Source organism: Bradyrhizobium sp. Mp19 (assembly GCF_029952935.1).
Lineage (GTDB): Bacteria > Pseudomonadota > Alphaproteobacteria > Rhizobiales > Xanthobacteraceae > Bradyrhizobium > Bradyrhizobium elkanii.
The window spans coordinates 14,840-37,469 of record NZ_JASAUT010000039.1 but is presented as its reverse complement, the minus strand read 5'-3'; the positions used below and the strand labels follow the sequence as shown (position 1 = coordinate 37,469).

Genomic DNA, 22,630 nt, shown 5'->3' with positions numbered 1-22,630 from the left:
AATCCCGCGCGCTTGAAAAGCGACAACTGGCCGCAGATTGCGCCGCGATGCCGTCACGATCCTGCCAACGAGCAACGGTCGAACGCGGCGCGATGGCCGCGCTCGACCGTTTGAGCCGATCAGCGCGTCAGCTTCTTGTACTTCACGCGATGCGGAATGATGCTGTCCTGGCCGAGCCGGCGCATCTTGTCCTTTTCGTAATCCTGGAAGTTGCCCTCGAACCATTCGACATGGCTGTCGCCCTCGAAGGCCAGGATATGGGTCGCGATGCGGTCGAGGAACCAGCGGTCATGGCTGATGATGACGGCGCAACCGGCGAAATCCTCCAGCGCCTCTTCCAGCGCGCGCAGCGTGTCGACGTCGAGGTCGTTCGTCGGTTCGTCGAGCAGCAGCACGTTGGCGCCCGACTTCAGCATCTTGGCGAGATGCACGCGGTTGCGCTCACCGCCCGACAGCGCGCCGACCTTCTTCTGCTGGTCGGCGCCCTTGAAGTTGAACGCCGAGCAGTAGCCGCGCGAATTGACTTCCTTCTTGCCGAGCAGGATCAGCTCGTTGCCGCCGGAGATCTCCTCCCACACGGTCTTGTTGCCCTCAAGCGCGTCGCGCGACTGGTCGACATAGCCGAGATGCACGGTCTCGCCGACCGTGATGGTGCCCTTGTCCGGCGTCTCCTGCTCGGTGATCATCTTGAACAGCGTGGTCTTGCCGGCGCCGTTGGCACCGATCACGCCGACGATGCCACCGGGCGGCAGCTTGAAAGTGAGATCGTCGATCAGCAGGCGATCGCCAAATCCCTTGCTGAGGCCTTCGAAGTCGACGACGTTGGCGCCGAGGCGCTCGGCGACCGGAATGATGATCTGCGCGGTCTGGGTCTGCTTCTCGCTCGCCTTCTTGAGCAGATCCTCATAGCGCTGGTAGCGGGCCTTCGACTTGGCTTGGCGCGCCTTCGGCGAGGACGCCACCCATTCCTGCTCGCGGGCCAGCGTCTTCTGATGCGCGGCGTCCTCGCGGCCTTCCTGCTCGAGCCGCTTCTGCTTCTGCACCAGCCAGGACGAGTAATTGCCCTCGTAGGGGATGCCGCGGCCGCGGTCGAGCTCGAGGATCCAGCCCGTGACGTTGTCGAGGAAGTAGCGGTCGTGGGTGACGATCAGGATCGCGCCGGGATAGTTGCGCAGATGGCCTTCCAGCCACGACACCGACTCGGCGTCGAGATGGTTGGTCGGCTCGTCCAGCAGCAGCAATTCCGGCTGGTCGAGCAGCAGGCGGCACAGCGCGACGCGGCGGCGTTCACCGCCGGACAGCTTGGTGACATCGGCATCGTCGGGCGGGCAGCGCAGCGCGTCCATCGCCTGGTCGACCTTGCTGTCGAGATCCCACAGGCCCTGGGCCTCGATCTCGTCCTGCAGCTTGGTCATCTCGTCGGCGGTCTCGTCCGAATAGTTGACCGCAAGCTCGTTGTAGCGGTCGAGGATCGCCTTCTGCTTGGCGACGCCGAGCATGACGTTCTCACGAACGTTGAGTGCCGGATCGAGGTGCGGCTCCTGCTCGAGATAGCCGACGCGGGCGCCCTCGGCGACCCAGGCCTCGCCGTTATACTCCTTGTCGAGGCCGGCCATGATCTTGAGCAGGGTCGACTTGCCCGAGCCGTTGACGCCGAGCACGCCGATCTTGGCGTCCGGGTAGAAGCTCAGATGGATGTTATCGAGCACCTTGCGGGTCGGGTACGCCTTGGTCAGACCCTGCATGAAATAGATGAACTGGCGAGCCATCCGCTGTCCCTGGAATTGATCCGATTTGTGGAAATTTTGCTGCCGCCGATGTAACGGCCGGCCCCCGAAAGCGCAACCGCGGGGCCTCTGTTTTCCGTCCGTTCACCACGTTTCGCGGCTTCACCACGGATGATTACGGGGTCGACGCCATGTGTGCGCCGAATCACGACAATTGAAACCATCTTTTAATAAATCAGGCCAAAACTCGTTCTCAACGTCGAAAAACGGCGATTTTCGCGGCAGAACCGCGGCCAAAACAGTTGAGGCCACGTCATGGCTACCATCATTTCAGCACCCCTTCCGCGCCCGACGACCAAAGGCGAGGCGACGCTGTTCGCCGAATTCCGCGCCTTTTGGCGGGCCTTCGTCGCCAAGGCTTTCAATCCCTACCGACCGGAACTGCACTATATGCGCGGCCCGGGTCCGGCTTGCCGCGCCAAGCAGATGGCGCTGTCGCCGGCGGTCCGCGCGATGCTCGCCGATATCCGCTCCACGAAGACGCAGAAGCCGTCTCCGCGCGTGTGACAATCGCCGCTTTTTGAAACCGCGGCCGCTTGCGCGCCTGCCGATTGCGCGCGACCATAACGGGTATCCCGACGGTTGATCTCCCGCCGTCGCCCTCACCCTGAATGGACCTTCCCCGATGACGCGGCTCCGCTGTGCAATCCTCGACGACTATTTTGACATCGCGCTTTCGGTGGCCGACTGGCCAAAGGTCAAGGACCGGGTCGACGTCACCGTGTTCGACAAGCCGTTCGCGAGCGAGGCGGAAGCGGCGACGAAGCTGAAGGATTTCGAGATCATCTGCGCGATGCGCGAGCGCACCCCGTTCCCGAAGAGCCTGCTCGACGCGCTGCCCAGGCTGCAGCTCCTGATCACGTCGGGCATGCGCAACGCGGCGATCGACATGGAGGCCGCGAAGGAGCGCAAGGTGGTGTTGTACGGCACCCAATATAGCCGCGATCCCACCGCGCCCCTGACCATGGGCCTGATCCTGGAACTGACGCGCGGCATCGGCCGCGAGAACGCGCGCATGCACGCCGGCGAGGCGTGGCAGACCTTTGCCGGTACCGAGATCGAGGGCAAGACGCTCGGCATCATCGGCCTCGGCAAGCTCGGCAGCAAAGTCGCCGGCATGGCCAAGGTGTTCGGCATGAACGTCATCGCCTGGAGCCCCAATCTGACGCCGGAGAAGTGCAATGAGGCCGGCGTCGGCTATGCCAGCAAGGACGAGCTGTTCGCGACATCAGACATCATCACCATCCATGTCGTGCTGAGCCCGCGCTCGCGCGGACTGGTCGGCGCCGCCGATCTCGCCCGCATGAAGCCGTCGGCCTATCTCGTCAACACCGCACGCGGGCCGATCGTCGATGAGGACGCCCTGTTCGCGGCGCTGCGCGACAAGACGATCGCCGGCGCCGGCATCGACGTGTTCTCCGTCGAGCCGCTGCCGTCGGATCATCCGCTGCGCAAGCTCGACAATGTCGTGATCACACCGCATCTCGGCTATGCGACGCGCGAGAGCCTGCAGGCGCACTATCAGCAGATGGTCGAGTGCATCGACGCCTTCAGCAAGGGCAGCGAGCCGCCGCGGCCCCTGGCCTGATCGTCACTCGCCGAGCCAGCGGAACGCGCGTTCGAGCTCGGCGCGACCGTTCCGGTCGTACCAGCGCCCGTGGGCGAGGATGATCCGCTCCGGATTCCATTCGATCATGCGGGCGACGATGGCCTTCAGCGCAGCGCGGTCCCGCGAGAAGGTCAATCGCATGTCGCGCGGCGTGCTGCCGTCAGGATCGCGCACGCCGCCGAGCCAGGTCAGGAACCGCATCAACGGCGAGCGGACTCGCCCGGCCTCAAAATTCTCGATCAGGTCGGTCAGCAGCAATGTCCGCGACGGCAGATGGAAGAACACGACCTCCGTCATGTAGCTGCCTGCCACCGGCAGCGTCGCGATCCCACTCATCCCAGGGATAGCCGGATGATCGTTCCAGTGGCTCGCCTTCGAAGGTCAGCCGACTGCCCGCCTGTTGCTTGATCCCGGGCGCAAGGAAGATGCGCGCGTCCGGATAGGCAGCATGCCATTCCGGAATCCACCAATAGTGCAGACGATTCGGACCGATGATCCAGCGCGGTACGCCCAGCTCAACGATTGCGGCCTTGAGCTCGGCCAGCAATGGTGTCGGCGAGTGAATGAACAGCCGCCCACCCGGCAGACGAACGATCGTCGCGCGCGTTGGAAACGGCATTTTGAACCAGCGCGGGCCGAACCGGATGATCGGACCATCGATCATCCATACGTCATCGGCGACAGGCTTCGGCGTATTCAGCGGCGGATAGGTCTCGCAGACGTCCCGCATCGCATTGCCTCCCGGCCGGCAACGTCGAGATGCGCGGCTTGTTGCAACAAAAAAGGCGCGCTGTTCGCGCGCCTTTTTCAATGATGAACTTGCCGGTTGGCCTAGCGCACCGTCACCGGTGCGGGCAGCGGCTGCACCGTGGTCGGCTGCGTGCCGGGCAGCGGCGCGGCCGCCTGAGCCGCAGAGGGAGCCATCGGGTTCGCGGGCGCGGCAGAAGCCGTCGCCGTTCCCGGCGGCGGACCACCGGGCAGCACAACCACGCGGGTGCCGACCTTGGCGCGTTCGAACAGGTCGGAGACGTCTTCGTTCAGCATGCCGATGCAGCCCGACGAGACGAACTTGCCGATGGTCGACGGCTGGTTGGTGCCGTGAATACGGTACACGGTCGAGCCGAGATACATCGCGCGGGCGCCGAGTGGGTTGCCGGGTCCGCCGGCCATGAAGCGCGGCAGATAGGGCTGACGCTCGATCATCTCGGTCGGCGGATGCCAATCCGGCCACTCGGCCTTGCGGGTGATCTTCTGCACGCCGGTCCAGGTGAAGCCGTCGCGGCCGACACGGACGCCGTAACGAACCGCCCGGCCATTGCCCAGGATGTAATAGAGGTAGGTGTTCGACGTATCGACAACGATCGTGCCTGCCGGCTCCTTGGTCGCGAACGACACTTCCTGGCGACGCAGATTCGGCGGCAGTTGCGCCGGGGCGTCTTCGGGCTGCTCGTCCGGCGGCAGCGCCGCGATCTGTACCGGCTTGCCATTGGCATCGACCGGCGCCTGCTGCTGCGGCACGGCTCCGGTAACGCCCTCGGGCGGACGCATGCCACCGCGGTCGTCGCCATAGGAAACGCCGGCGGCCGGAACGCCATTGTCGCGATTGGCTTGTTGCGCACCCGGACGATCGCCGTAGATCACCGGCGGCGGCCCCATCGGCCGGCCATAGCGGGGATCATCGGGCGACATCACCGGGCCAGTCGGCGCACCACGGTCGGAATAGACCGGAGGAGCATTCATCGGGCGGCCATAGCGCGGGTCGTTCGGCGACAGCACCGGACCGGGCGGCGGCAGCGCAGCCGAATCCTGCCCGTCGTCGTCATTGAGCGCGTCGAAATCCGGCATGTTGCCCTGGGGGTAGGGCTGCGGCGCCGTCGAATAGGCGGTGCCCTGGGGCGCCGGATAACCCTGCTGCGCATGCGCAAGCGAGGTTCCTGCCACGCCGAGAGCCGCGGCAGCGCAAATCGTCAGAATGCGGTTGATCATCATTGCTCTGTTATAGTCCCCAAGCCACACCGGACTGTTAACGGCCCAATGCAGGAAGATAGCGGCGCATTCAAGACAATTCCGCGAAACCCGGGCTATTCCGGGCCTTTTGTGATTTCGCGTCAACGCTGCGGCAAAGATGTCTCATGAGCCCGGAATGTTTGTCCACGTGGCCAAAGTCATCAATCACCCGCATTTTGTAACAAACAGTCCCGGGACGTTGCGATATCTTCGAATCGGCCTGATTCGCGCTCGCGACGCCGGCTTTCTTGTGTGGTCACCGCGTTCCCTCGACATCGAAGACCCTCCCGCAGAAGGGGGAACCCGCGCCCATGCTCCCCGGCCTTCGTTTTCTGTTCGCCGCGATCGTGCTGGCGACCTCGCTTCTGGTGTTCGGGTTAGGGGCAGCCGCGCTGTTTCGCGCGGCGCATGAAGAGTTCGCCAGCATTCCGGCCCGCCGGGCGCCGCCCGAGCCGCAATTCGCGCAGCAGCCCGAGACCCCGCCAGTGCTTGCCATGGTGCGGGTCGAACCGCCCGCCGCCGACAAGGTGACGACCGATACTCCGGCAGCCCCGTCCGAGCCGGCCGCGTCCGAACCGGCTGCTCCCGCTGAGATCACCCCTGCAGCCGAGCCGGAGAAGGTCGCCGCCGTGACGGCGGATGATCCGGTCCCGCCCGCCCCGCCGAAGCCGGAAGCCCAGGCCGCGACGACCCCGGCGCCAGCCCAATCCGCCGACACCGCGGCTCAGACTCCGACCGCAGCTCCCTCGCCGGCATCGGAGCCGACGCCCGCTGCAGCCGAAGCCGCACCGGCAGCCACCGAGGCCAAGGTCGCCGCCATCGCCGATCCGCCCGCCCCCAGCGAGCCCGCGCCTCCTCCGCCGGCACCGGCGATGGCAGCGCCCGAGCCGGCGCCGCTTCCGTCACCCGAGGCGATCGCGGCCGCGACCAAGATCGCGACGCTGGGCGGACCTGAAGTTGTTGTCGAAGCGCCGGTGGCGCCGAAGGCCATCGAGGCGAAGAAGCCGGAGCGCAACGCGGTCAGCAAGCCGGCACATCGCAAGGAGCGGCGGCGGATTGTCCGCGCGCAACCGGTTCGGCAGGTCGTTCAGCAGCAGCTCGATCCGTTCGGCCAGCCGACCCTGGTGCCGCTCACCCGACGCTAGCAAGCAAGGATTACTCTGTCAGGCCGGCCCCGTCGCGATCGGCGGGCCGCTCGCCTGCCCCCATTCCGACCACGAGCCGTCATAGAGCGCGGTCTCGGTGACGCCGAGCCGGTAGAGCGCAAGCGTCAGCACGCCGGCCGAGACGCCCGAGCCGCAGCTCGTCACGATCGGCGCATCGAGCTTCACGCCGGCGCCCGTGAACGACTTGCGCAGGTCATCGAGCGGCTTCATCTCGCCGGTCGCCGCATCGAACAGCTGGTTGTAGGGCACGTTGCGGGCGCCTGGGATGTGGCCGGCGCGGATGCCCGGCCGCGGCTCCGGGGCGCGGCCCTCGAAGCGATCGGCGGCGCGCGCATCGATCACCTGCTCGGCACGGCTTTCGACATTGGCGATCATCTGCTCGATGCTGCGCACGCGCTGCGGATCGTAGCTCGCCTTGAAGGTCGCAGGCTTCGGCTTCACCTCGCCGCTCTCGACCGCCCTGCCCTCGGCGCGCCACTTCTTCAGGCCGCCGTTGAGGATGCGCACGTTGCGATGGCCATAGGACAGGAACATCCACCAGGCGCGCGGCGCCGCAACCCAGCCGCCGGAATCGTAGATCACGACGGTGTCGGCACTGCTGATGCCGAGCCCGCCGACGTCGCGGCCGAACTGCTCGGCGCTCGGAAACATGTGCGGCAGCGGATTGGAATGGTCGGACACCGCATCGACGTCGAAGAACACACCGCCCGGCAGATGCGCGGCGAGATAATCGTCCTTCGGCAGCGGCAGCACGCCGGGCAGCTTGAAGGTCGCGTCGAGCACCTTGACGTTGGCATCGCCGAGATGCGCAGCCACCCATTCGGTCGAAACGAGCGGATCGTCGGTGGCGGTCATGATCATTCCTTCTTGTCATTCCCCAGTGCGCAATTGCGCACCTGAGGGCACGCGAAGCGTGAACCCGGAATCCAGAGGTTGTCGCGCGAGATTCCGGGTTCGCGCTACGCGCGCCCCGGAATGACGGAGAACCTTCAGCCCTTCTTCTTCGGCTCCCACGCCTCGATCGGCCCGCCGGCCTCGCGCCAGGCGGCAAAGCCGCCGCCCATATGCGCGACCGGCTTCAGGCCCATGTCCTTCGCGGTCTTGGCGGCGAGTGCCGAGCGTAGGCCGCCGGCGCAGTGGAAGATGAACTTCTTGTCTTCCTGGAAGATCGGCTTGGCATAGGGGCTGTTCGGATCGATCCAGAACTCGAGCATGCCGCGGGTGCAGGAGAACGCGCCCGGGATCTTGCCGTCGCGCTCAATCTCGCGGGGATCGCGGATGTCGACGATGACGACGTCGTTCTTGCCGATCAGCGTGATCGCATCGGCCGCGCTGATGGTCTCGATCTCGGCATTGGCCTCGTCGATCATCACCTTGATGCCGCGGTGGATGTTCTGGGGCATGGGGCTCCTCCCTGGCTTTTCTTGATCGTCATTCCGGGGCGATGCGGCAGCATCGAACCCGGAACCTCGATCGAATTTCATCAGCTCGAGATTCCGGATCGGTCCTGCGGACCGTCCGGAATGACGGGATCGGCTACCGCACCAGCTCCCGCATCGCGTTCTCCAGACCTTCGATCGTGATCGGATACATGCGCTCTGAGAACAGGCGGCGGATGATGGTGGTCGATTCCGAATAGTCCCAGTGCTTCTGCGCCACCGGATTGAGCCACACCGCGTGCGGATAGGTGCGGATGATGCGATCGAGCCAGACCGAGCCGGCCTCTTCGTTGACATGCTCGACCGAGCCGCCGGGCACCATGATCTCGTAAGGCGACATCGAGGCGTCGCCTACGAACACCACCTTGTAGTCGTGCGGGTACTTGTGCAGCACGTCCCAGGTCGGCGTGCGATCGGTGAAGCGCCGCTTGTTCTGCTTCCAGACGCCTTCATAGAGGCAGTTGTGGAAGTAGAAATATTCCATGTGCTTGAATTCGCTCTTGGCGGCCGAGAACAGTTCCTCGACCTGCTCGATATGCGAATCCATCGAGCCGCCGATATCGAAGAACACCAGCACCTTGACCGCGTTGCGCCGCTCGGGGCGCATGTGCACGTCGAGATAGCCGTGGTTGGCGGTCTCCTTGATCGTGGTGTCGAGGTCGAGCTCGTCCGGCGCGCCGGTGCGCGCGAACTTGCGCAGCCGCCGCAGCGCGACCTTGATGTTGCGGATGCCGAGCTCGACATTGCCGTCGAGATCCTTGAACTCGCGCTTGTCCCACACCTTCACGGCGCGGTTGTTGCGGTTCTTCTCCTGCCCGATGCGCACACCCTCGGGATTGTAGCCATGGGCGCCGAACGGCGAGGTGCCGGCGGTGCCGATCCACTTGCTGCCGCCCTGGTGGCGGCCCTTCTGTTCCTCGAGCCGCTTCTTCAGCGTCTCCATGAGCTTGTCCCAGCCCATGGCCTCGATCTGCTTCTTCTCTTCCTCGGTGAGATATTTCTCGGCGAGCTTCTTCAGCCACTCCTCGGGGATCTCCGCCTTGCCCATGGCGTCGAGCAGGCTCTCGAGCCCCTTGAACACGGTGCCGAACACGCGATCGAACTTGTCGAGATTGCGCTCGTCCTTCACCAGCGCGGCGCGCGACAAATAGTAGAAATTCTCGACCGTCTGCTCGGCGAGATCGGCGTCAAGCGCTTCCATCAAGGTCAGATATTCCCGTAGCGTCACGGGGACCTGGGCGTCGCGCAGCGATGTGAAAAACTGCAGGAACATACCCACCTAGATCGCCCGCTGGGCCGGTGGCGTCAAGGGCCCCCGGCCGTGCTTCATCCCGAGATCAGCTATCCATTTTCACCGGGTTACCTCCACCGCCGTCGGCCCGTGGCGGCGCCCGCGCCATCGCGGCAAGGTCGCGCCACGCCGGCGATCATTCCGCAGAACGGAAAGATGATGCATGACATTCCATGCGGAAGCCCACATCGGTACCGCTGCGCTGCGGAATCCGCGCTAGACCGCCCGGCTTTTTCAACTAGAATTGTACCGGACAAGATATCGGAGAGAACATGCGACCGCTGCGAGAGCGGTCGTTTCGTGTGGGGCCCGGGCCGCCGACGAACGAAGCAAGGCAAACAGATAAATGAAATTCACGGGTACCAAGGACTACGTCGCCACCGATGACCTCAAGGTCGCCGTCAATGCCGCCATCGTGCTCGAGCGCCCGCTGCTGGTGAAGGGCGAGCCCGGCACCGGCAAGACCGTGCTGGCCGAGGAAGTCGCCAAGGCGATCGACGCGCCACTTTTGACCTGGCACATCAAGTCGACCACCAAGGCGCAGCAGGGCCTCTACGAATACGATGCGGTGTCCCGGCTGCGCGACAGCCAGCTCGGCGACGCCCGCGTGTCCGACATCAAGAACTACATCAAGCGCGGCAAGCTGTGGGAGGCCTTCACCAACGAGAAGCGCCCGGTGCTGCTGATCGACGAGATCGACAAGGCCGACATCGAATTCCCCAACGATCTGCTGCTCGAACTCGACCGCATGGAATTCCACGTCTACGAGACCGGCGAGACCATCAAGGCGAAGCTGCGCCCGATCGTGATGATCACGTCGAACAACGAGAAGGAACTGCCGGACGCCTTCCTGCGCCGCTGCTTCTTCCACTACATCAAGTTCCCCGACAGCGAGACGATGGGCAAGATCGTCGACGTGCACTTCCCCGGCATCAAGAAGCGGCTGGTGGAAGAGGCGCTACGGATCTTCTTCGAGGTCCGCGAGGTGCCGGGCCTGAAGAAGAAGCCCTCGACCTCGGAGCTGCTCGACTGGCTCAAGCTGCTGCTCAACGAGGACATCACGCCGGAGATGCTCAGGGAGCGCGATCCGCGCAAGCTGATCCCGCCGCTGCATGGCGCGCTGCTCAAGAACGAGCAGGACGTGCACCTGTTCGAGCGGCTGGCTTTCCTCAGCCGCCGCGAAGTCTAGTTCCGATATCGGTACACGCCGGGGCGATGGCTCCGGCGCTTTGCTTCTGCAGCTCAACAAACAAGCCAACAAGCAAGAAGACCAGGGAAGATGAACGTCCAGACCCAGATCCGCGCCGCCGAGCCCGTCACCACAGAGCATTTCGACGTCCTGATCGCAGGCGCCGGCATCTCCGGCGTCGGCGCCGCCTACCACCTCGCCACGCAATGCCCCGGCACCAGCTTCGTGGTGCTGGAGACGCAGAAGACTTTTGGCGGCACCTGGTCCACCCACCGCTATCCCGGTATCCGCTCCGACAGCGACCTGCACACCTTCGGCTATCGCTTCAAGCCGTGGACCAGCGCGCCGATCGCGACCGCGGCCGAGATCCTGAAGTACATGGGCGAGGTGATCGAGGAGAACGACCTCGCCCGTCACATCCGCTATCGCCACACCATCACCGCGGCGAAGTGGTCGAACGAGACCAATCTCTGGACCATCGATGCTGTCCGCATCGACACCGGCGAGCGGCTGCGCTTCACAACCAACTTCTTCTGGATGTGCCAGGGCTATTATCGCCACGACGCGGGCTATACGCCCGAATGGACCGACATGGCGAAGTTCAAGGGTACGGTCGTGCATCCGCAGACCTGGCCCGACGACCTCGACTACAAGGGCAAGCGCGTGGTCGTAATCGGCTCCGGCGCCACCGCGGCGACGCTGATCCCGGCGATGGCCAAGGACGCCAGCCATGTCACCATGCTGCAGCGCTCGCCGACCTATTTCCGCACCGGCCGCAACGCGATCGAGATCGCCGAGGAGCTGCGCAGGCTGCAGGTCGACGAGCACTGGATCCACGAGATCACCCGCCGCAAGATCCTGTTCGAGCAGGACGCCTTCACCAGGCGGACCTTCGCCGAGCCCGAGGGCGCCAAGAAGGACCTGCTGGCGGCGGTCGAAGCCGTCCTCGGCAAGGACTACGACATCGCCACCCACTTCACGCCGAGCTACCGGCCGTGGCGGCAGCGCATCGCCTTCGTGCCGGATGCCGACCTGTTCCACGCCATCAAGGGCGGCAAGGCGTCGGTCGTCACCGACGAGATCGCCCGCTTCACCGAGACGGGCATCCTGCTCAAGTCCGGCAAGCAGCTCGATGCCGACATCATCATCACCGCGACCGGCTTCCACCTCTCCGCCAATGGCGGCATCGACTTCGAGATCGACGGCAAGGCGCTCGACTTCGCCGATACCGTCACCTATCGCGGCATGATGTTCACCGGCGTGCCGAACCTCGTCTGGGTGTTCGGCTATTTCCGCGCCAGCTGGACCTTGCGTGTCGATCTGGTCGGCGACTTCGTCTGCCGCCTGCTGCAGCACATGAAGGCGACCGGCGCGAACAAGGTGACGGCCGAGCTGCGCCCCGAAGACCACAACATGCCGCTGCTGCCGTGGATCGATCCGGAGAACTTCAACCCCGGCTACATGATGCGCGGCATGCACCTCTTGCCGAAGCGCGGCGACAAGCCCGAATGGCAGCACAACCAGGACTACTGGGCCGAGAAGGACGAATTCCCGGCGATCGACCTCGAGGACAAGGCGTTCGTCTACGGCTGAGCTCCTTTTTTATTCCGTCACCCTGAGGCGCTAACGGCCACACACTCTGCTGTCGTCCCGGCGAAAGCCGGGACCCATACTCCGTGGCGGATGTTGTGGACGGGACTCGTCATTCCGCCAGCACGCAACGATGACCATCGGTGGTTATGGGTCCCGGCCTTCGCCGGGACGACGCTGAACGATTATCGTCGTACGCCTCTATCCCCTCACGCATATTCCGGCAGCTTCGCGGCGGCCTCCGGCGCCTTGCCGCGGATCATGTCGGAGGCCTTGTCGGCGATCATCAGGGTCGAGGCGTTGAGATTGGCTGAGATCATCCGCGGCATGATCGAGGCGTCAATCACGCGCAGGCCCTCCATGCCATGGACCCGAAGCTGGTCGTCGACGACAGCCCACGGCGCGTCCGCCGGTCCCATCCGGCAGGTACAGCCGGGATGGAAGGTCGTGGTGCCGCGCTGGGTCGCGGCCGCGAGCAGTTCGTCGTCGCTCGTGACCTTCGGGCCCGGAAAGTCCTCATAGGCGTAATACGGACTGAGCGGCTCGGAGGCGAGCAGCCGGCGCGCCAGCTTCATGCCGGCGACGACGACGCGGCGGTCGATCTCCTCGGCGAGGTAGTTGGTCTGGATGATCGGCGGCGCGAACGGGTCGGCCGAGCGGATCCGGACATAGCCGCGGCTCTCCGGCCGCTGCTGCCATGACGCCACCGTCATGCCGGGCTCGTCCTCGAGCTGGCCCTGCACGCCTTCCTTGTAGCTCGCCGGCGTGAAGGTGAGCTGCAGATCGGAGCTCTCGGTGGTCTCGCCGGAGTGCCAGAAGCAATAGACCATGGTCGGCGACAGCGACAGCAGGCCGCGCCGCGTCGTCGCCCATTTGATCGCCTCGCCCCACAGGCTGAAGCCGCGCCGCATTTCGTTGATGGTCCGGATATTCTTGACCCGCGCCACCGAGCGCGGCGCGTAGTGATCCTGCAGGCCTTCGCCGACGCCCGGCAGCGCGTGGCGCACCTCGATGCCGTGCGCCTGCAACAGCTCGGGCGCGCCGACGCCGGAGAGCTGCAACAGCTGCGGCGAGTTGTAGGCGCCGCCGGAAAGGATGACTTCCTTGGTCGCGCGGATCTCCAGGGGATCGCCGTGCTTGCCGCCGCGGTTATAGCGCACGCCGACCGCGCGCTTGCCCTCGAAGATGATCCCCGTGACGTGGGCATGCGTGCGCACATCGACATTGGGCCGCCGCCGCGCCGGATGCAGGAACGCGGTCGCGGCGCTGACCCGGCGGCCGTTCAGGATGGTGCGCTGGCAGTACGACACGCCCTCCTGGATCTGGCCGTTGTAATCGGGATTGCGCGGAATGCCGAGGCTGACCGCGCCCGCCATGAACGCTTCGCAGAGCGGGTCCTGCCAGTCCATGGTGGTGACGGTGAGATTGCCGTTGCGGCCGCGATAGGTGTCGTCGCCCTCGCCGATTCTTCTCTCCATGCGCCGGAAATAGGGCAGCACGTCGGGATAGCCCCAGCCGCGATTGCCGAGCTGCGCCCAGGTGTCGAAATCCTGGCGCTGGCCGCGGTTGTAGATGTGGCCGTTGATCGAGGACGAGCCGCCGAGCGTCTTGCCGCGCGGTGCGTAGATGCTGCGCCCGCCGGTGTAGGGACCCACCTCCTGCTGGTAGGCCCAGTTCACGCTCTTCATGTGGAAGGTCTTGATGAAGCCGGCCGGCAGATGGATGTAGGGATGCCAGTCGCTCGGCCCCGCCTCGAGCACACACACGCTGGTGCCCGCGTCTTCACTCAACCGGTTGGTCAGCACGCTCCCGGCGGAGCCTGCGCCGATGATCACATAATCGAACGTTTCCATCGTCTCGCTTCTGGCGCCGACCAAAGTGTCAGCGCGGCTTTTCGTTGAGTTGATAGGTCAGATGCGCCTTCACCGTCGGCCATTCGCCGGCGATGATGCTGTAAACCACGGTGTCGCGCAACGTGCCGTTGGGCGCGATCTGATGGCTGCGCAGGATGCCGTCCTGCTTCGCACCCAGACGCTCGATGCCGCGCCGGCTCTGGTGATTGAAGAAATGCGTGCGGAACTCGACCGCGATGCAATCGAGCTTCTCGAAGGCATGGGTGAGCAGCAGCAATTTGCACTGCGTGTTGACCGCGCTGCGCTGCACACGCTTGGCGTACCAGGTCGAGCCGATCTCGACGCGACGGTTCGGCGTGTCGACGTTCATGTAGGTCGTCATGCCCGAGATCCGCCCCTCGGCGTCGAACACCGTGAACGGCAGCATCGATCCGGCCTTTTGCAGGCCGAGCCGGCGGTCGATCTCCTTGGCCATGTTCTCCGGCTGCGGGATCGCGGTGTACCAGAGCTTTGACAGCTCGCCGTCCTTCACCGCATCGACCAGCCCGTCGCGATGATCGTGCGACAACGGCTCCAGCCGCGCATGCGCGCCGCGAAGGGTGACCGGTTCAAGCCAGGGCATTCGAGATCTCTCCATCTTTGTCATTCCGAGATGGTGCATCAGCACCAGACCCGGAATCTCGAGATCCCGGGTTCATCGCTTCGCGATGCCCCGGGATGACGATTGCGCTTCTGCGCAATCGTCACTTGTTCAGAAAATTCAGCGGCAATCCCGGCCGCGGCCAGTCCATCGCGATCAGCTCGCCCTTGCCCGACAGCGTGATGTAGGCGGTCTTCAACTCGGGGCCGCCGAAGGCGATGTTGGTGGTGACGCGGTCGCCGGTCGGCACCTGCTCGACCACGGTGCCGTCGGGCGCGATCACCGAGATGCAGCCCGAGACCAGCGTCGCGACGCAGACATTGCCGTTCGCTTCCACGGCGAGCGAGTCGAACATCTGGTAGCCGCCGAGGCCGGCGATCGGCTTGCCGCGCTCGCCGCGATAGATCACGTCGCGCGGCTTGACGGTGCCGGGCTCTGAAACTTCATACGCCCACAGCCGCGCGGTCGGCGTCTCCGCGATGTAGACGGTCTTCTCATCCGGCGACAGGCCGATGCCATTGGCTGGCAGGATGCCGTGCACGGCCTCGACGATCTCGTTCATGCCGGGCTTCAGATAATAGAACGCGCCGACATCCATGTCGCGGGCGCGGCGCTTGCCGAGATCGGAGAACCACAGGCCGCCCTGCCTGTCGAACACCAGATCATTCGGCCCGCGCAGCTCATGCTCGCCGCATTTCGTGACGACGGTCTCGACCTTGCCGGATTGCAGATCGACGCGCTGGATCGAGCCGCCGAGATAATCCTCGGGCTGCGGCCCCGGCATGATCATGTTGCGGGTCGGAATCCAGGAGAAGCCGCCATTGTTGCAGATGTACATCTTGCCGTCGGGACCGAGCGCCGCGCCGTTCGGGCCGCCCGGCACCTTGGCGACGATCTCCTTGCGCCCGTCGGGATAAACCCGCGTCAGCCGCTGGCCGCGGATTTCGACCAGCACGACCGAACCGTCGGGCATGACGACCGGACCTTCGGGAAACTCCAGATCGGTGGCGAGAACTCGGATATTGGCCATGGCATCCTCCCGGCTCTTTGGCTGCAGGCGGACTCCGAACGGCCCCGCACGCGCAACGTTGTTGTTTCATCCTGTTATGGCAAACGGGGTTTGGCTTGCCAAGCAATGGCCCCGCAAGGCTGCCCGGCGTTGAGGTGGGATGGGCGCGCCGCAAATGCCCCTGTCGTGCCTGCGAAAGCAGGGACCCATACTCCGCGGCCCGTGTTGTGAACGGGACTCGTCGTTCCAACGTCGCGTAACAATCAGCGTCGGTGGTTATGGGTCCCTGCTTTCGCAGGGACGACACCGAGTGTTTGGCGTCTCTTGTGAGTCAAACATCCGCATTCTCGCGACATGTTTTGCCCGAGCTTTGCGCTTCGTTCCGCCCTCTTGATCAGAGGGCGCAGGGAAAGCCGGGTGCCGATCGCACCCATGGGCCCCGTGCAAAAGGTAGAAAGCACGGGGGTAGGACCACAGGTGTAACCGGAAACACTCCGGCTTTCCCTGCGCGATGGGCTACGGCTTATACGTGCTCTCCCCGGTGAGACTGGGCTTTTTTGTCACCGTCTTCACAAAACGCGTTTGCGCTTTGCGAAAAGACACCTGCCGCTAGGGCGTCAGGCCTGCACGACTTCGCCGTCCGCTTCACGCGCACTCGTCAGTTGCGCAATCGGCGTCCACCGCATCTCGACCCACGTTCGTGACGACCGCGAAGCGCCCCTCGATCGGGTGAGACGGACGAACCATATACCGAGTGGCGCTTCGGATAAAGCGAAATATTTTCGCGAGCGAGGATTGACAGGTTTTTGCTGAGTTGCCCGTCGGGGCAGTTTGTCGCACCACGTCATACCCCGGTGCGCGATTGCGTACCGAGGAATCAAAGGGAGAGGCGCGAACTCAGCTCAGCGTGCCCGCATGCACCCACCAGGTGGGATGCCCGGCGCGGAGCTGTTCGCCGGCAGCCTCGGCGTCGGCGTCGGTTCCGAACACGGCAAAGCAGGTCGCGCCGGAGCCCGACATACGCACCAGACGAACGTCCCTGGTCTCACGCAGCGCGAATAACACATCACTGATGACGGGCTCGATGCGCGCCGCGGGGCCTTCGAGATCGTTGGTGCCGCGCTCCAGCGCCGCGATCCAATCGTCGATCGCGCGGCCGGCTTCCGGCCATGACGGCGCCTGCATCACGACATCGGTGGCGCCGATCAGAAGCTCGCCATTGCGCAGGCCGAGCGCATTGAAGACGTCCCTCGTCGCAACCGGCACGCGCGGATTGACCAGCACGCACGGCATTTTCGGCAGGTCGAGCGGCAGCAGGCCTTCGCCGACGCCGGTCATGTCGCAGGCGCGCGAGGCGACGCACACCGGCACGTCGGCGCCGGTCTGCAGCGCGACCTCCATGATCCTGCGATCGTCGAGCGAGAGCTCGTTGAGCCGCGCCAACAGCCGCAGCGCCGCCGCGGCATCCGCCGAGCCGCCGCCGATGCCGGCCGCGACGGGCAGCACCTTCTCCAGCGTGAAGTGGCCGACCTCGAGATCCGCGACGTGCTCGCCGAGCAGCCGCGCGGCCTTGAGCACCAGATTGTCCGAGGTGTCGCCGCAGGCCTCGGCCAGCGGCCCCGCCATCGTCAAAGACAGCTCGGGTCCCGGCTCGAGCGTGAGACGGTCGGCGCAATCGGCAAACGCGACGACGCTCTCGAGGTCGTGAAACCCGTCGACGCGCCGCCCGACAACCTTCAGCGTCAGGTTGACCTTGGCACGCCCTTCTTCAATCAGCGCCGGCACGGCGATAAACCCCTAAAAAACAAACATCATGATGCGATTAGCGTAAATCGCCGTACGATCCTATCCCTTTGTTTGGATGGAAATTCCAGGGGGTATCCCGGCCCGAGCGCCGCATCCACCGCCGTCGTCCCTGCCTGGTGCGCAATTGCGCACTGGTTATGGGTCCCTGCTTTCGCAGGGACGACGCCGAATTTGCCGCACCGCTATCTCTAGCCGCCCTTGCCGTCGTCGTCCTTCTTCTTCTCGGCAGCGGCGGCGTTGGAGGTATCGTCCGGCAGGCCGTTGTCGATCTTGGCCTGGATCTTCGGCAGCTCTTCCGGCTCGGGCTTGAGGTCGCGGGCATGCGCCCACTGGAACTTGGCTTCCAGGGTGCGGCCGACGCGCCAGTAGGCGTCGCCGAGATGGTCGTTGATGGTCGGATCTTCCGGCTTCAGATCGATCGCGCGCTCGAGGTTCTTCACCGCCTCCTCGTAATTGCCGATCCGGTAGTAGGCCCAGCCGAGCGAGTCGACGATGTAGCCGTCGTCAGGACGCTGATCGACGGCACGCTTGATCATCTTCATGCCTTCGTCGAGGTTGATGCCCTGGTCGATCCAGGAATAGCCAAGATAGTTCAGCACATGCGGCTGCTCGGGCTGCAGCTCGAGCGCCTTGCGCATGTCGGCCTCGGCCTTGTTCCACTGCTTGGAGCGCTCCTCGCAGATGCCGCGATAGTAATAGGTGACCCAGGCGTTCTTGTCGCCGCCGGCCGGCAGCGCGTCGATCGCCTGCGAATAGGTGGTGGCGCAGTCGGCGAACTTCTTGCGGCCGCGCTCGATATTGCCGAGCGCCAGGATCGCCTCGATGTCCTTCGGCTGATCCGAGGTGACTTCCTTGAGGATCTTGATCGCCTCGTCGCTGCGGTCGGCGGCATCGAGATTGGTCGCGAGCTGGATCTGCGCGTTGCGCTTCAGCGGCGAGGACGCCGGCATCCGCTCGTAGACCTTGATCGCCATCTGCGGCTTCTTCACCGACTCATAGAGATCGGCGAGCGACAGCAGCGCCAACGGATGGTTGGGCTGCAGATAGAGCGCGAGCTGCAGATAGACCAGCGCGAGGTCCTCGCCGCCGCGGCGGGTCAGCGTCGCGCCGATGCCGTACAGCGCCTCGGCCGCGCCGGCCTGCGGTGACTCGACCAGCGGCGGCAGCTTCTTGCCGGCCTTGGTCTCCTTGATGCCTTCCAGCACCAGCGGGTGACGCGGCAACTTCTTGTCGAAGGCCTCGTACATCGCGGTCGCGGCGGCCGCGTCCTTGTTGCGCGAGGTCCAGCGCGCATATTCGTCGACCGTGCGCAGCATCGAATCGTCGAGCTTGTAGACGCGCTCGAAGCGGGCGCCGGCATCCTTCTCCTTGCCGGACAGCTCGTAGATCATGCCGGCATGCAGGTCCTTGAAGATCGGGTACCACTCGGGGCCGGTCAGCTTGTCGATCGAGGCGACCGCGGCCTTGCCGTCGCCGGCGCCATAGGCGGCCCAGGCCGACAGCAGCGTCGCGACGAGATCGGTGATCGGGCCGCGCACCGACTGGTTGATGTTGGACTGCGCGGCGGCATATTTCTTCAGCTTGAGATCGCGCACGCCGACGACCAGGCGCGCGACGCGGTTGGCCTTGTCCTGGGTCAGGATGCGGTCGGCAAGCTTGACCGCCTCCTCGATGTCGCCGTCGGCGAGCGAGGAGATGAAGGCGCGGTCGAGCAGCTCGGAATTCTTCGGGTCGGTGCGCAGCGCCGAGCGGTAGAACGCCGCGGCCGAGGTCGCATCGCGCTCGACGCTGGCGTGGCGAGCGGCGAGATAGCTGCCGGCGGTGGTCAGCGACTTCAGGTCGTTCTTGGACGGGAATTGCGCGGTATTGTCGGTCGGATGGTCCGGCGTTTGCGCTGCAAGCTGCGCAGGGACGGCAAGCGCCGCGGCAGCGAGAACGGCAATCGTCAGGCGGTGGAATCGGGTGGACAGCATCACGGTCGCCTTGCTCCAGGGATTTACGCCAAGATGGATTTTATGGCCAAGATCTTGCGATCAGTCTCAAAATGCGAACCCAAGCGGCGGCATCACGGCGGGGGACAATGCCGCTTTTGGCGCTTATCCGCAAGGATCGCCCAAAGGCAATCCATGACGAATCAATTGGCAGATTAGGCCTTTAGGCCCGCCGATCCAGCCGGCCCCCGCAAGACGCTTCCACTATGGCGGTATCGTGACCGGGCCGGGCATATTCGCGCGCGAACGCAAAAAGCGCCCCAAGAGGCTCGCCACGCGGCCAGTTCCACCTCTCCCCTTGTGGGATAGGTCGGAATTCAAGCGAAAGCTTGAATTCCGGGTGAGGGATTCAGGTCTATCCGTCGATCGAAGTCCCTCGATGGACCGGTACCCTCACCCGGATTGCATCTGTCGATGCAATCCAGCCTCTCCCACAAGAGGAGAGGCGCAACGCAGGTTGCGGCGACTCGCGCGGCCGCCTCACGCAAAAGTGGTCGGCCGCCTTGAGAGCACCGTCGCCTTACATCGCCTCGTAGTTCGGACCGCCGCCGCCCTCCGGCGGAACCCAGGTGATGTTGCCGTTGGGGTCCTTCACGTCGCAGGTTTTGCAGTGGACGCAGTTCTGGGCGTTGATCTGGAAGCGCGGGCCTGACGACTCCTCGACCCATTCATAAACGCCGGCCGGGCAGTAGCGGTTGGAGGGGCCGGCGAACACGTCGTGTTCCGAGGTCTTCTGCAGATTGAGGTCGGCGACCTTGAGGTGGACCGGCTGGTCCTCCTCATGGTTGGTGTTGGACAGGAACACCGACGACAGCTTGTCGAACGAGATTTTGCCGTCCGGCTTCGGATAGGCAATCGGCTGGTGCTGCTTGGACGGATCGAGCGTCTTGCGGTCCGGCTTGGCGTGCGACTGGGTGCCGAACAGCGAGAAGCCGAGCGTATTGCACCACATGTCGAAGCCGGAGAGCGCCATTCCGAGCAGGTTGCCGAACTTCGACAGCAACGGCTTGGCATTGCGGACCTTGAACAGGTCCTTGCCGATCGCCGACGAGCGCCAGGCGTTCTCGTATTCGACCAGTTCGTCATTGGCGCGGCCGGCGCCGAGTGCGCCCGCGACATGCTCGGCGGCGAGCATGCCGGAGCCCATCGCATTGTGGACGCCCTTGATGCGCGGCACGTTGACGAAGCCCGCCGCGCAGCCGATCAGCGCGCCGCCCGGGAACGAGAGCCGCGGCACCGACTGGTAGCCGCCCTCGGTGATGGCGCGCGCGCCATAGGCAAGCCGCTTGCCGCCCTCGAACAGTTCGCGGACATCGGGATGGGTCTTGAAGCGCTGGAATTCGTCGAACGGCGACAGATACGGATCGTTGTAGTTCAGATGCACCACGAAGCCGACCGCGACGCGGTTGTCGTCGTAGTGATAGAGGAACGAGCCGCCGCCGGTCTTGTCGTTCAGCGGCCAGCCGAGCGTGTGCTGAACCCGACCCTTCTTGTGCTTCGCCGGGTCGATCTGCCAGACCTCCTTGAGGCCGATGCCGAACTTCGGCGGCTCGGAGTTGGCATCGAGTTTGAACTTCGCGATCAGCTGCTTGGACAGCGAGCCGCGTGCGCCTTCGGCGAACAGCGTGTACTTGCCGAGCAGCTCCATGCCGCGGGTGTAGGAATCCTTGTGGCTGCCGTCCCTGGCGATGCCCATGTCGCCGGTGGCGATGCCGCGCACCGCGCCCTTGTCGTCATAGAGCACTTCGGTGGCGGCGAAGCCCGGATAGATCTCGACGCCGAGCGCTTCCGCCTTCGGTGCCAGCCAGCGGCAGACATTGCCGAGCGAGCCGATGTAGCAGTGATGATTGTTCATCAGCGGCGGCATGATGAAGTTCGGCAGGCGGAACCAGCCTTGCGACGTCGTCCAGTAGAAGCGGTCGTCCTTGACCTGCGTCTTCAGGGGACAGTCGGCGTCCTCGCGCCAATCGGGCACGAGCTTGTCGAGGCCGGCCGGATCGATCACCGCACCCGACAGGATGTGCGCGCCGACCTCGGAGCCCTTCTCCACCACGACGATCGAGAGCTCCGGATTGAGCTGCTTCAGCCGGATCGCGGCCGACAGGCCCGACGGGCCGGCGCCGACGATGACGACGTCGAATTCCATAGACTCGCGCGGAGGAAGGTCTTCAGCACTCATGATCTTTGATCTCAGCCCATTGAGAACGCTTCTAAGCTTTTCAGAGGTCGTTGTTTCCGATTTTTAGCGCAAGGACAACCATGGAATTGCACTTGGCGAGGTTTCGCGCGGCCGCGACGCCACAGGAGCATAATCTTTTCCAAAAACCAGCCTGCACTTTTCCCGTTCATGCTAAAATTACACCCATGATGGCCCTGCCGCCCGAGCCCACCCCTACACTGCAGCAATTGCTTGCCTTTTACCTCGAGGCCGGGGTCGATTGCGCGCTCGGCGATGCGCCGATCAACCGGCTCGAGGAGCCCGAGCCAGTTCCCGCCCCTGCCGCGCCGCGTCCATCAGTTGCGCTCAATCCGCTGCGTCCGCCGCCGATGCCGTCAGTTCCGCGCAGCGAAATCACCGTGGCGCCGGATGCGGCGATCGCCTCCGCGCGCGAGGCGGCGCGGACCGCGCCGACGCTCGAGGCGTTGCGCACGCTGATGGAGAATTTCGACGGCTGCGCGCTCAAGCACACCGCGACCAGGCTGGTGTTCGCCGACGGTAACCCGCAAGCGCGCGTGATGTTCGTCGGCGAGGCGCCCGGCCGCGACGAGGACATCGAGGGCCTGCCGTTCGTCGGCCGCTCCGGCAAGCTGCTCGACCGCATGATCGCCGCGATTGGGCTCGACCGCAGCAAGGCCTATATCGCCAACGTGATCCCGTGGCGGCCGCCCGGCAACCGCACGCCGACGCCGCAGGAGACGCAGGTGTGCCTGCCCTTCATCCAGCGCCATATCGAACTCGTGAATCCCGACGTGCTGGTGACGCTCGGCAATCCCTCGACGCAGGCGCTGCTCGGCACGCGCGAGGGCATCATGCGCACGCGCGGCAAATGGATCGACTACGACACCGGCACCCGCACGATCCGCGCCGTCGCCACCTTCCATCCGGCCTATCTGCTGCGCTCGCCGTCGTACAAGCGGCTGTCATGGCAGGATCTGCGCGCGATCGCAAAGGTGCTTGCTTCGTAGGATGGGTAGAGCGCAGCGAAACCCATCGCCGCTCCAGCCGCGGAGAGAATGGTGGGTTTCGCTTCGC

Annotated in this window: 19 protein-coding genes; 6 read left to right on the top strand and 13 right to left on the bottom strand. The window is 64.8% G+C overall.

What is annotated here, in order from left to right:
* Positions 1-119: 119 nt before the first annotated feature.
* Positions 120-1,769: an energy-dependent translational throttle protein EttA gene (ettA, locus tag QJT82_RS31895; protein WP_028342987.1), complete on the bottom strand. Its 1,650-nt coding sequence runs from the start codon at positions 1,767-1,769 to the stop codon at positions 120-122.
* Between the two features lie 273 nt (positions 1,770-2,042).
* Here ettA and QJT82_RS31890 point away from each other — a divergent pair, with 273 nt between their 5' ends.
* Positions 2,043-2,294, top strand: a complete 252-nt coding sequence (locus tag QJT82_RS31890) for a hypothetical protein (protein ID WP_028342986.1) — start codon at positions 2,043-2,045, stop codon at positions 2,292-2,294.
* A 118-nt stretch (positions 2,295-2,412) separates the two neighbouring features.
* The gene (locus tag QJT82_RS31885; protein ID WP_028342985.1) at positions 2,413-3,375 is read left to right on the top strand and encodes a D-2-hydroxyacid dehydrogenase family protein; all 963 of its coding nucleotides are present in this window, start codon (positions 2,413-2,415) and stop codon (positions 3,373-3,375) included.
* 3 nt (positions 3,376-3,378) lie between these two features.
* Here QJT82_RS31885 and QJT82_RS45650 read toward each other — a convergent pair whose 3' ends face one another.
* From QJT82_RS45650 to QJT82_RS31875, 3 genes are read right to left on the bottom strand one after another with little or no spacing between them, the layout of a single operon-like run.
* Positions 3,379-3,693 carry a hypothetical protein gene (locus QJT82_RS45650; RefSeq protein ID WP_338132190.1) on the bottom strand — a complete coding sequence of 105 codons (315 nt, stop codon included), beginning with the start codon at positions 3,691-3,693 and terminating at the stop codon, positions 3,379-3,381.
* Entirely contained in the window at positions 3,623-4,207 is a 585-nt protein-coding gene (locus QJT82_RS45645) for a hypothetical protein (RefSeq protein ID WP_338132189.1), read from the bottom strand. Before QJT82_RS45645 ends, QJT82_RS45650 begins: the two co-directional genes overlap by 71 nt.
* Before the next feature lie 20 nt (positions 4,208-4,227).
* On the bottom strand, positions 4,228-5,382 hold the full coding sequence (locus tag QJT82_RS31875) for a L,D-transpeptidase (RefSeq protein WP_028342984.1): 1,155 nt from the start codon (positions 5,380-5,382) through the stop codon (positions 4,228-4,230).
* 332 nt (positions 5,383-5,714) lie between these two features.
* Here QJT82_RS31875 and QJT82_RS31870 point away from each other — a divergent pair, with 332 nt between their 5' ends.
* Positions 5,715-6,548 carry a hypothetical protein gene (locus QJT82_RS31870; protein WP_035632467.1) on the top strand — a complete coding sequence of 278 codons (834 nt, stop codon included), beginning with the start codon at positions 5,715-5,717 and terminating at the stop codon, positions 6,546-6,548.
* Positions 6,549-6,566: 18 nt separating this feature from the next.
* On the opposite strand, the gene sseA is transcribed toward QJT82_RS31870, so the two are convergent.
* The 3 genes from sseA to QJT82_RS31855 form a co-directional block, all read right to left on the bottom strand.
* On the bottom strand, positions 6,567-7,424 hold the full coding sequence (sseA, locus tag QJT82_RS31865) for a 3-mercaptopyruvate sulfurtransferase (protein ID WP_028342983.1): 858 nt from the start codon (positions 7,422-7,424) through the stop codon (positions 6,567-6,569).
* 134 nt (positions 7,425-7,558) lie between these two features.
* Positions 7,559-7,972 (bottom strand): rhodanese-like domain-containing protein, encoded by a 414-nt coding sequence (locus QJT82_RS31860; RefSeq protein ID WP_016847778.1) that lies wholly within the window; start codon positions 7,970-7,972, stop codon positions 7,559-7,561.
* 133 nt (positions 7,973-8,105) lie between these two features.
* Positions 8,106-9,281, bottom strand: a complete 1,176-nt coding sequence (locus QJT82_RS31855; RefSeq protein WP_016847779.1) for a VWA domain-containing protein — start codon at positions 9,279-9,281, stop codon at positions 8,106-8,108.
* Between the two features lie 364 nt (positions 9,282-9,645).
* Between QJT82_RS31855 and QJT82_RS31850 the strand changes: the two genes are divergently transcribed.
* Both QJT82_RS31850 and QJT82_RS31845 read left to right on the top strand, forming a co-directional pair.
* Entirely contained in the window at positions 9,646-10,488 is an 843-nt protein-coding gene (locus tag QJT82_RS31850; protein ID WP_028342982.1) for a MoxR family ATPase, read from the top strand.
* 90 nt (positions 10,489-10,578) lie between these two features.
* The gene (locus QJT82_RS31845; protein ID WP_028342981.1) at positions 10,579-12,081 is read left to right on the top strand and encodes an NAD(P)/FAD-dependent oxidoreductase; all 1,503 of its coding nucleotides are present in this window, start codon (positions 10,579-10,581) and stop codon (positions 12,079-12,081) included.
* A 206-nt stretch (positions 12,082-12,287) separates the two neighbouring features.
* Here the strand turns inward: QJT82_RS31845 and QJT82_RS31840 are convergent, their stop codons facing one another.
* The 6 genes from QJT82_RS31840 to QJT82_RS31815 form a co-directional block, all read right to left on the bottom strand.
* Complete coding sequence (locus tag QJT82_RS31840; RefSeq protein ID WP_028342980.1) at positions 12,288-13,931, bottom strand: GMC family oxidoreductase N-terminal domain-containing protein; 1,644 nt, start codon at positions 13,929-13,931, stop codon at positions 12,288-12,290.
* A gap of 28 nt (positions 13,932-13,959) precedes the next feature.
* Positions 13,960-14,553, bottom strand: a complete 594-nt coding sequence (locus QJT82_RS31835; protein WP_028342979.1) for a GNAT family protein — start codon at positions 14,551-14,553, stop codon at positions 13,960-13,962.
* A 121-nt stretch (positions 14,554-14,674) separates the two neighbouring features.
* A complete protein-coding gene (locus QJT82_RS31830; protein ID WP_028342978.1) occupies positions 14,675-15,601 on the bottom strand; it encodes an SMP-30/gluconolactonase/LRE family protein in 927 nt (308 codons plus the stop codon).
* An 876-nt stretch (positions 15,602-16,477) separates the two neighbouring features.
* Positions 16,478-17,365 (bottom strand): 4-(cytidine 5'-diphospho)-2-C-methyl-D-erythritol kinase, encoded by an 888-nt coding sequence (locus tag QJT82_RS31825; RefSeq protein ID WP_028342977.1) that lies wholly within the window; start codon positions 17,363-17,365, stop codon positions 16,478-16,480.
* A gap of 209 nt (positions 17,366-17,574) precedes the next feature.
* Positions 17,575-19,359, bottom strand: coding sequence for a tetratricopeptide repeat protein (locus tag QJT82_RS31820; RefSeq protein WP_028342976.1), 1,785 nt, complete (start codon positions 19,357-19,359; stop codon positions 17,575-17,577).
* A gap of 538 nt (positions 19,360-19,897) precedes the next feature.
* Positions 19,898-21,556 (bottom strand): electron transfer flavoprotein-ubiquinone oxidoreductase, encoded by a 1,659-nt coding sequence (locus QJT82_RS31815; RefSeq protein ID WP_028342975.1) that lies wholly within the window; start codon positions 21,554-21,556, stop codon positions 19,898-19,900.
* Between the two features lie 194 nt (positions 21,557-21,750).
* Between QJT82_RS31815 and QJT82_RS31810 the strand changes: the two genes are divergently transcribed.
* Positions 21,751-22,563: a uracil-DNA glycosylase gene (locus QJT82_RS31810; protein ID WP_028342974.1), complete on the top strand. Its 813-nt coding sequence runs from the start codon at positions 21,751-21,753 to the stop codon at positions 22,561-22,563.
* The last annotated feature ends 67 nt before the right edge of the window (positions 22,564-22,630 follow it).

Bases quoted from the DNA above. Each gene is read 5' to 3' on its own strand.
- QJT82_RS45650 (WP_338132190.1), bottom strand. From the start codon at position 3,693: ATGACGGAGGTCGTGTTCTTCCATCTGCCGTCGCGGACATTGCTGCTG.
- QJT82_RS31860 (WP_016847778.1), bottom strand. From the start codon at position 7,972: ATGCCCCAGAACATCCACCGCGGCATCAAGGTGATGATCGACGAGGCC.
- QJT82_RS31845 (WP_028342981.1), top strand. From the start codon at position 10,579: ATGAACGTCCAGACCCAGATCCGCGCCGCCGAGCCCGTCACCACAGAG.
- QJT82_RS31850 (WP_028342982.1), top strand. From the start codon at position 9,646: ATGAAATTCACGGGTACCAAGGACTACGTCGCCACCGATGACCTCAAG.
- QJT82_RS31885 (WP_028342985.1), top strand. From the start codon at position 2,413: ATGACGCGGCTCCGCTGTGCAATCCTCGACGACTATTTTGACATCGCG.
- ettA (WP_028342987.1), bottom strand. From the start codon at position 1,769: ATGGCTCGCCAGTTCATCTATTTCATGCAGGGTCTGACCAAGGCGTAC.
- QJT82_RS31820 (WP_028342976.1), bottom strand. From the start codon at position 19,359: ATGCTGTCCACCCGATTCCACCGCCTGACGATTGCCGTTCTCGCTGCC.
- sseA (WP_028342983.1), bottom strand. From the start codon at position 7,424: ATGACCGCCACCGACGATCCGCTCGTTTCGACCGAATGGGTGGCTGCG.
- QJT82_RS31855 (WP_016847779.1), bottom strand. From the start codon at position 9,281: ATGTTCCTGCAGTTTTTCACATCGCTGCGCGACGCCCAGGTCCCCGTG.
- QJT82_RS31875 (WP_028342984.1), bottom strand. From the start codon at position 5,382: ATGATCAACCGCATTCTGACGATTTGCGCTGCCGCGGCTCTCGGCGTG.
- QJT82_RS31830 (WP_028342978.1), bottom strand. From the start codon at position 15,601: ATGGCCAATATCCGAGTTCTCGCCACCGATCTGGAGTTTCCCGAAGGT.
- QJT82_RS31835 (WP_028342979.1), bottom strand. From the start codon at position 14,553: ATGCCCTGGCTTGAACCGGTCACCCTTCGCGGCGCGCATGCGCGGCTG.
- QJT82_RS31870 (WP_035632467.1), top strand. From the start codon at position 5,715: ATGCTCCCCGGCCTTCGTTTTCTGTTCGCCGCGATCGTGCTGGCGACC.
- QJT82_RS31815 (WP_028342975.1), bottom strand. From the start codon at position 21,556: ATGAGTGCTGAAGACCTTCCTCCGCGCGAGTCTATGGAATTCGACGTC.
- QJT82_RS31840 (WP_028342980.1), bottom strand. From the start codon at position 13,931: ATGGAAACGTTCGATTATGTGATCATCGGCGCAGGCTCCGCCGGGAGC.
- QJT82_RS31890 (WP_028342986.1), top strand. From the start codon at position 2,043: ATGGCTACCATCATTTCAGCACCCCTTCCGCGCCCGACGACCAAAGGC.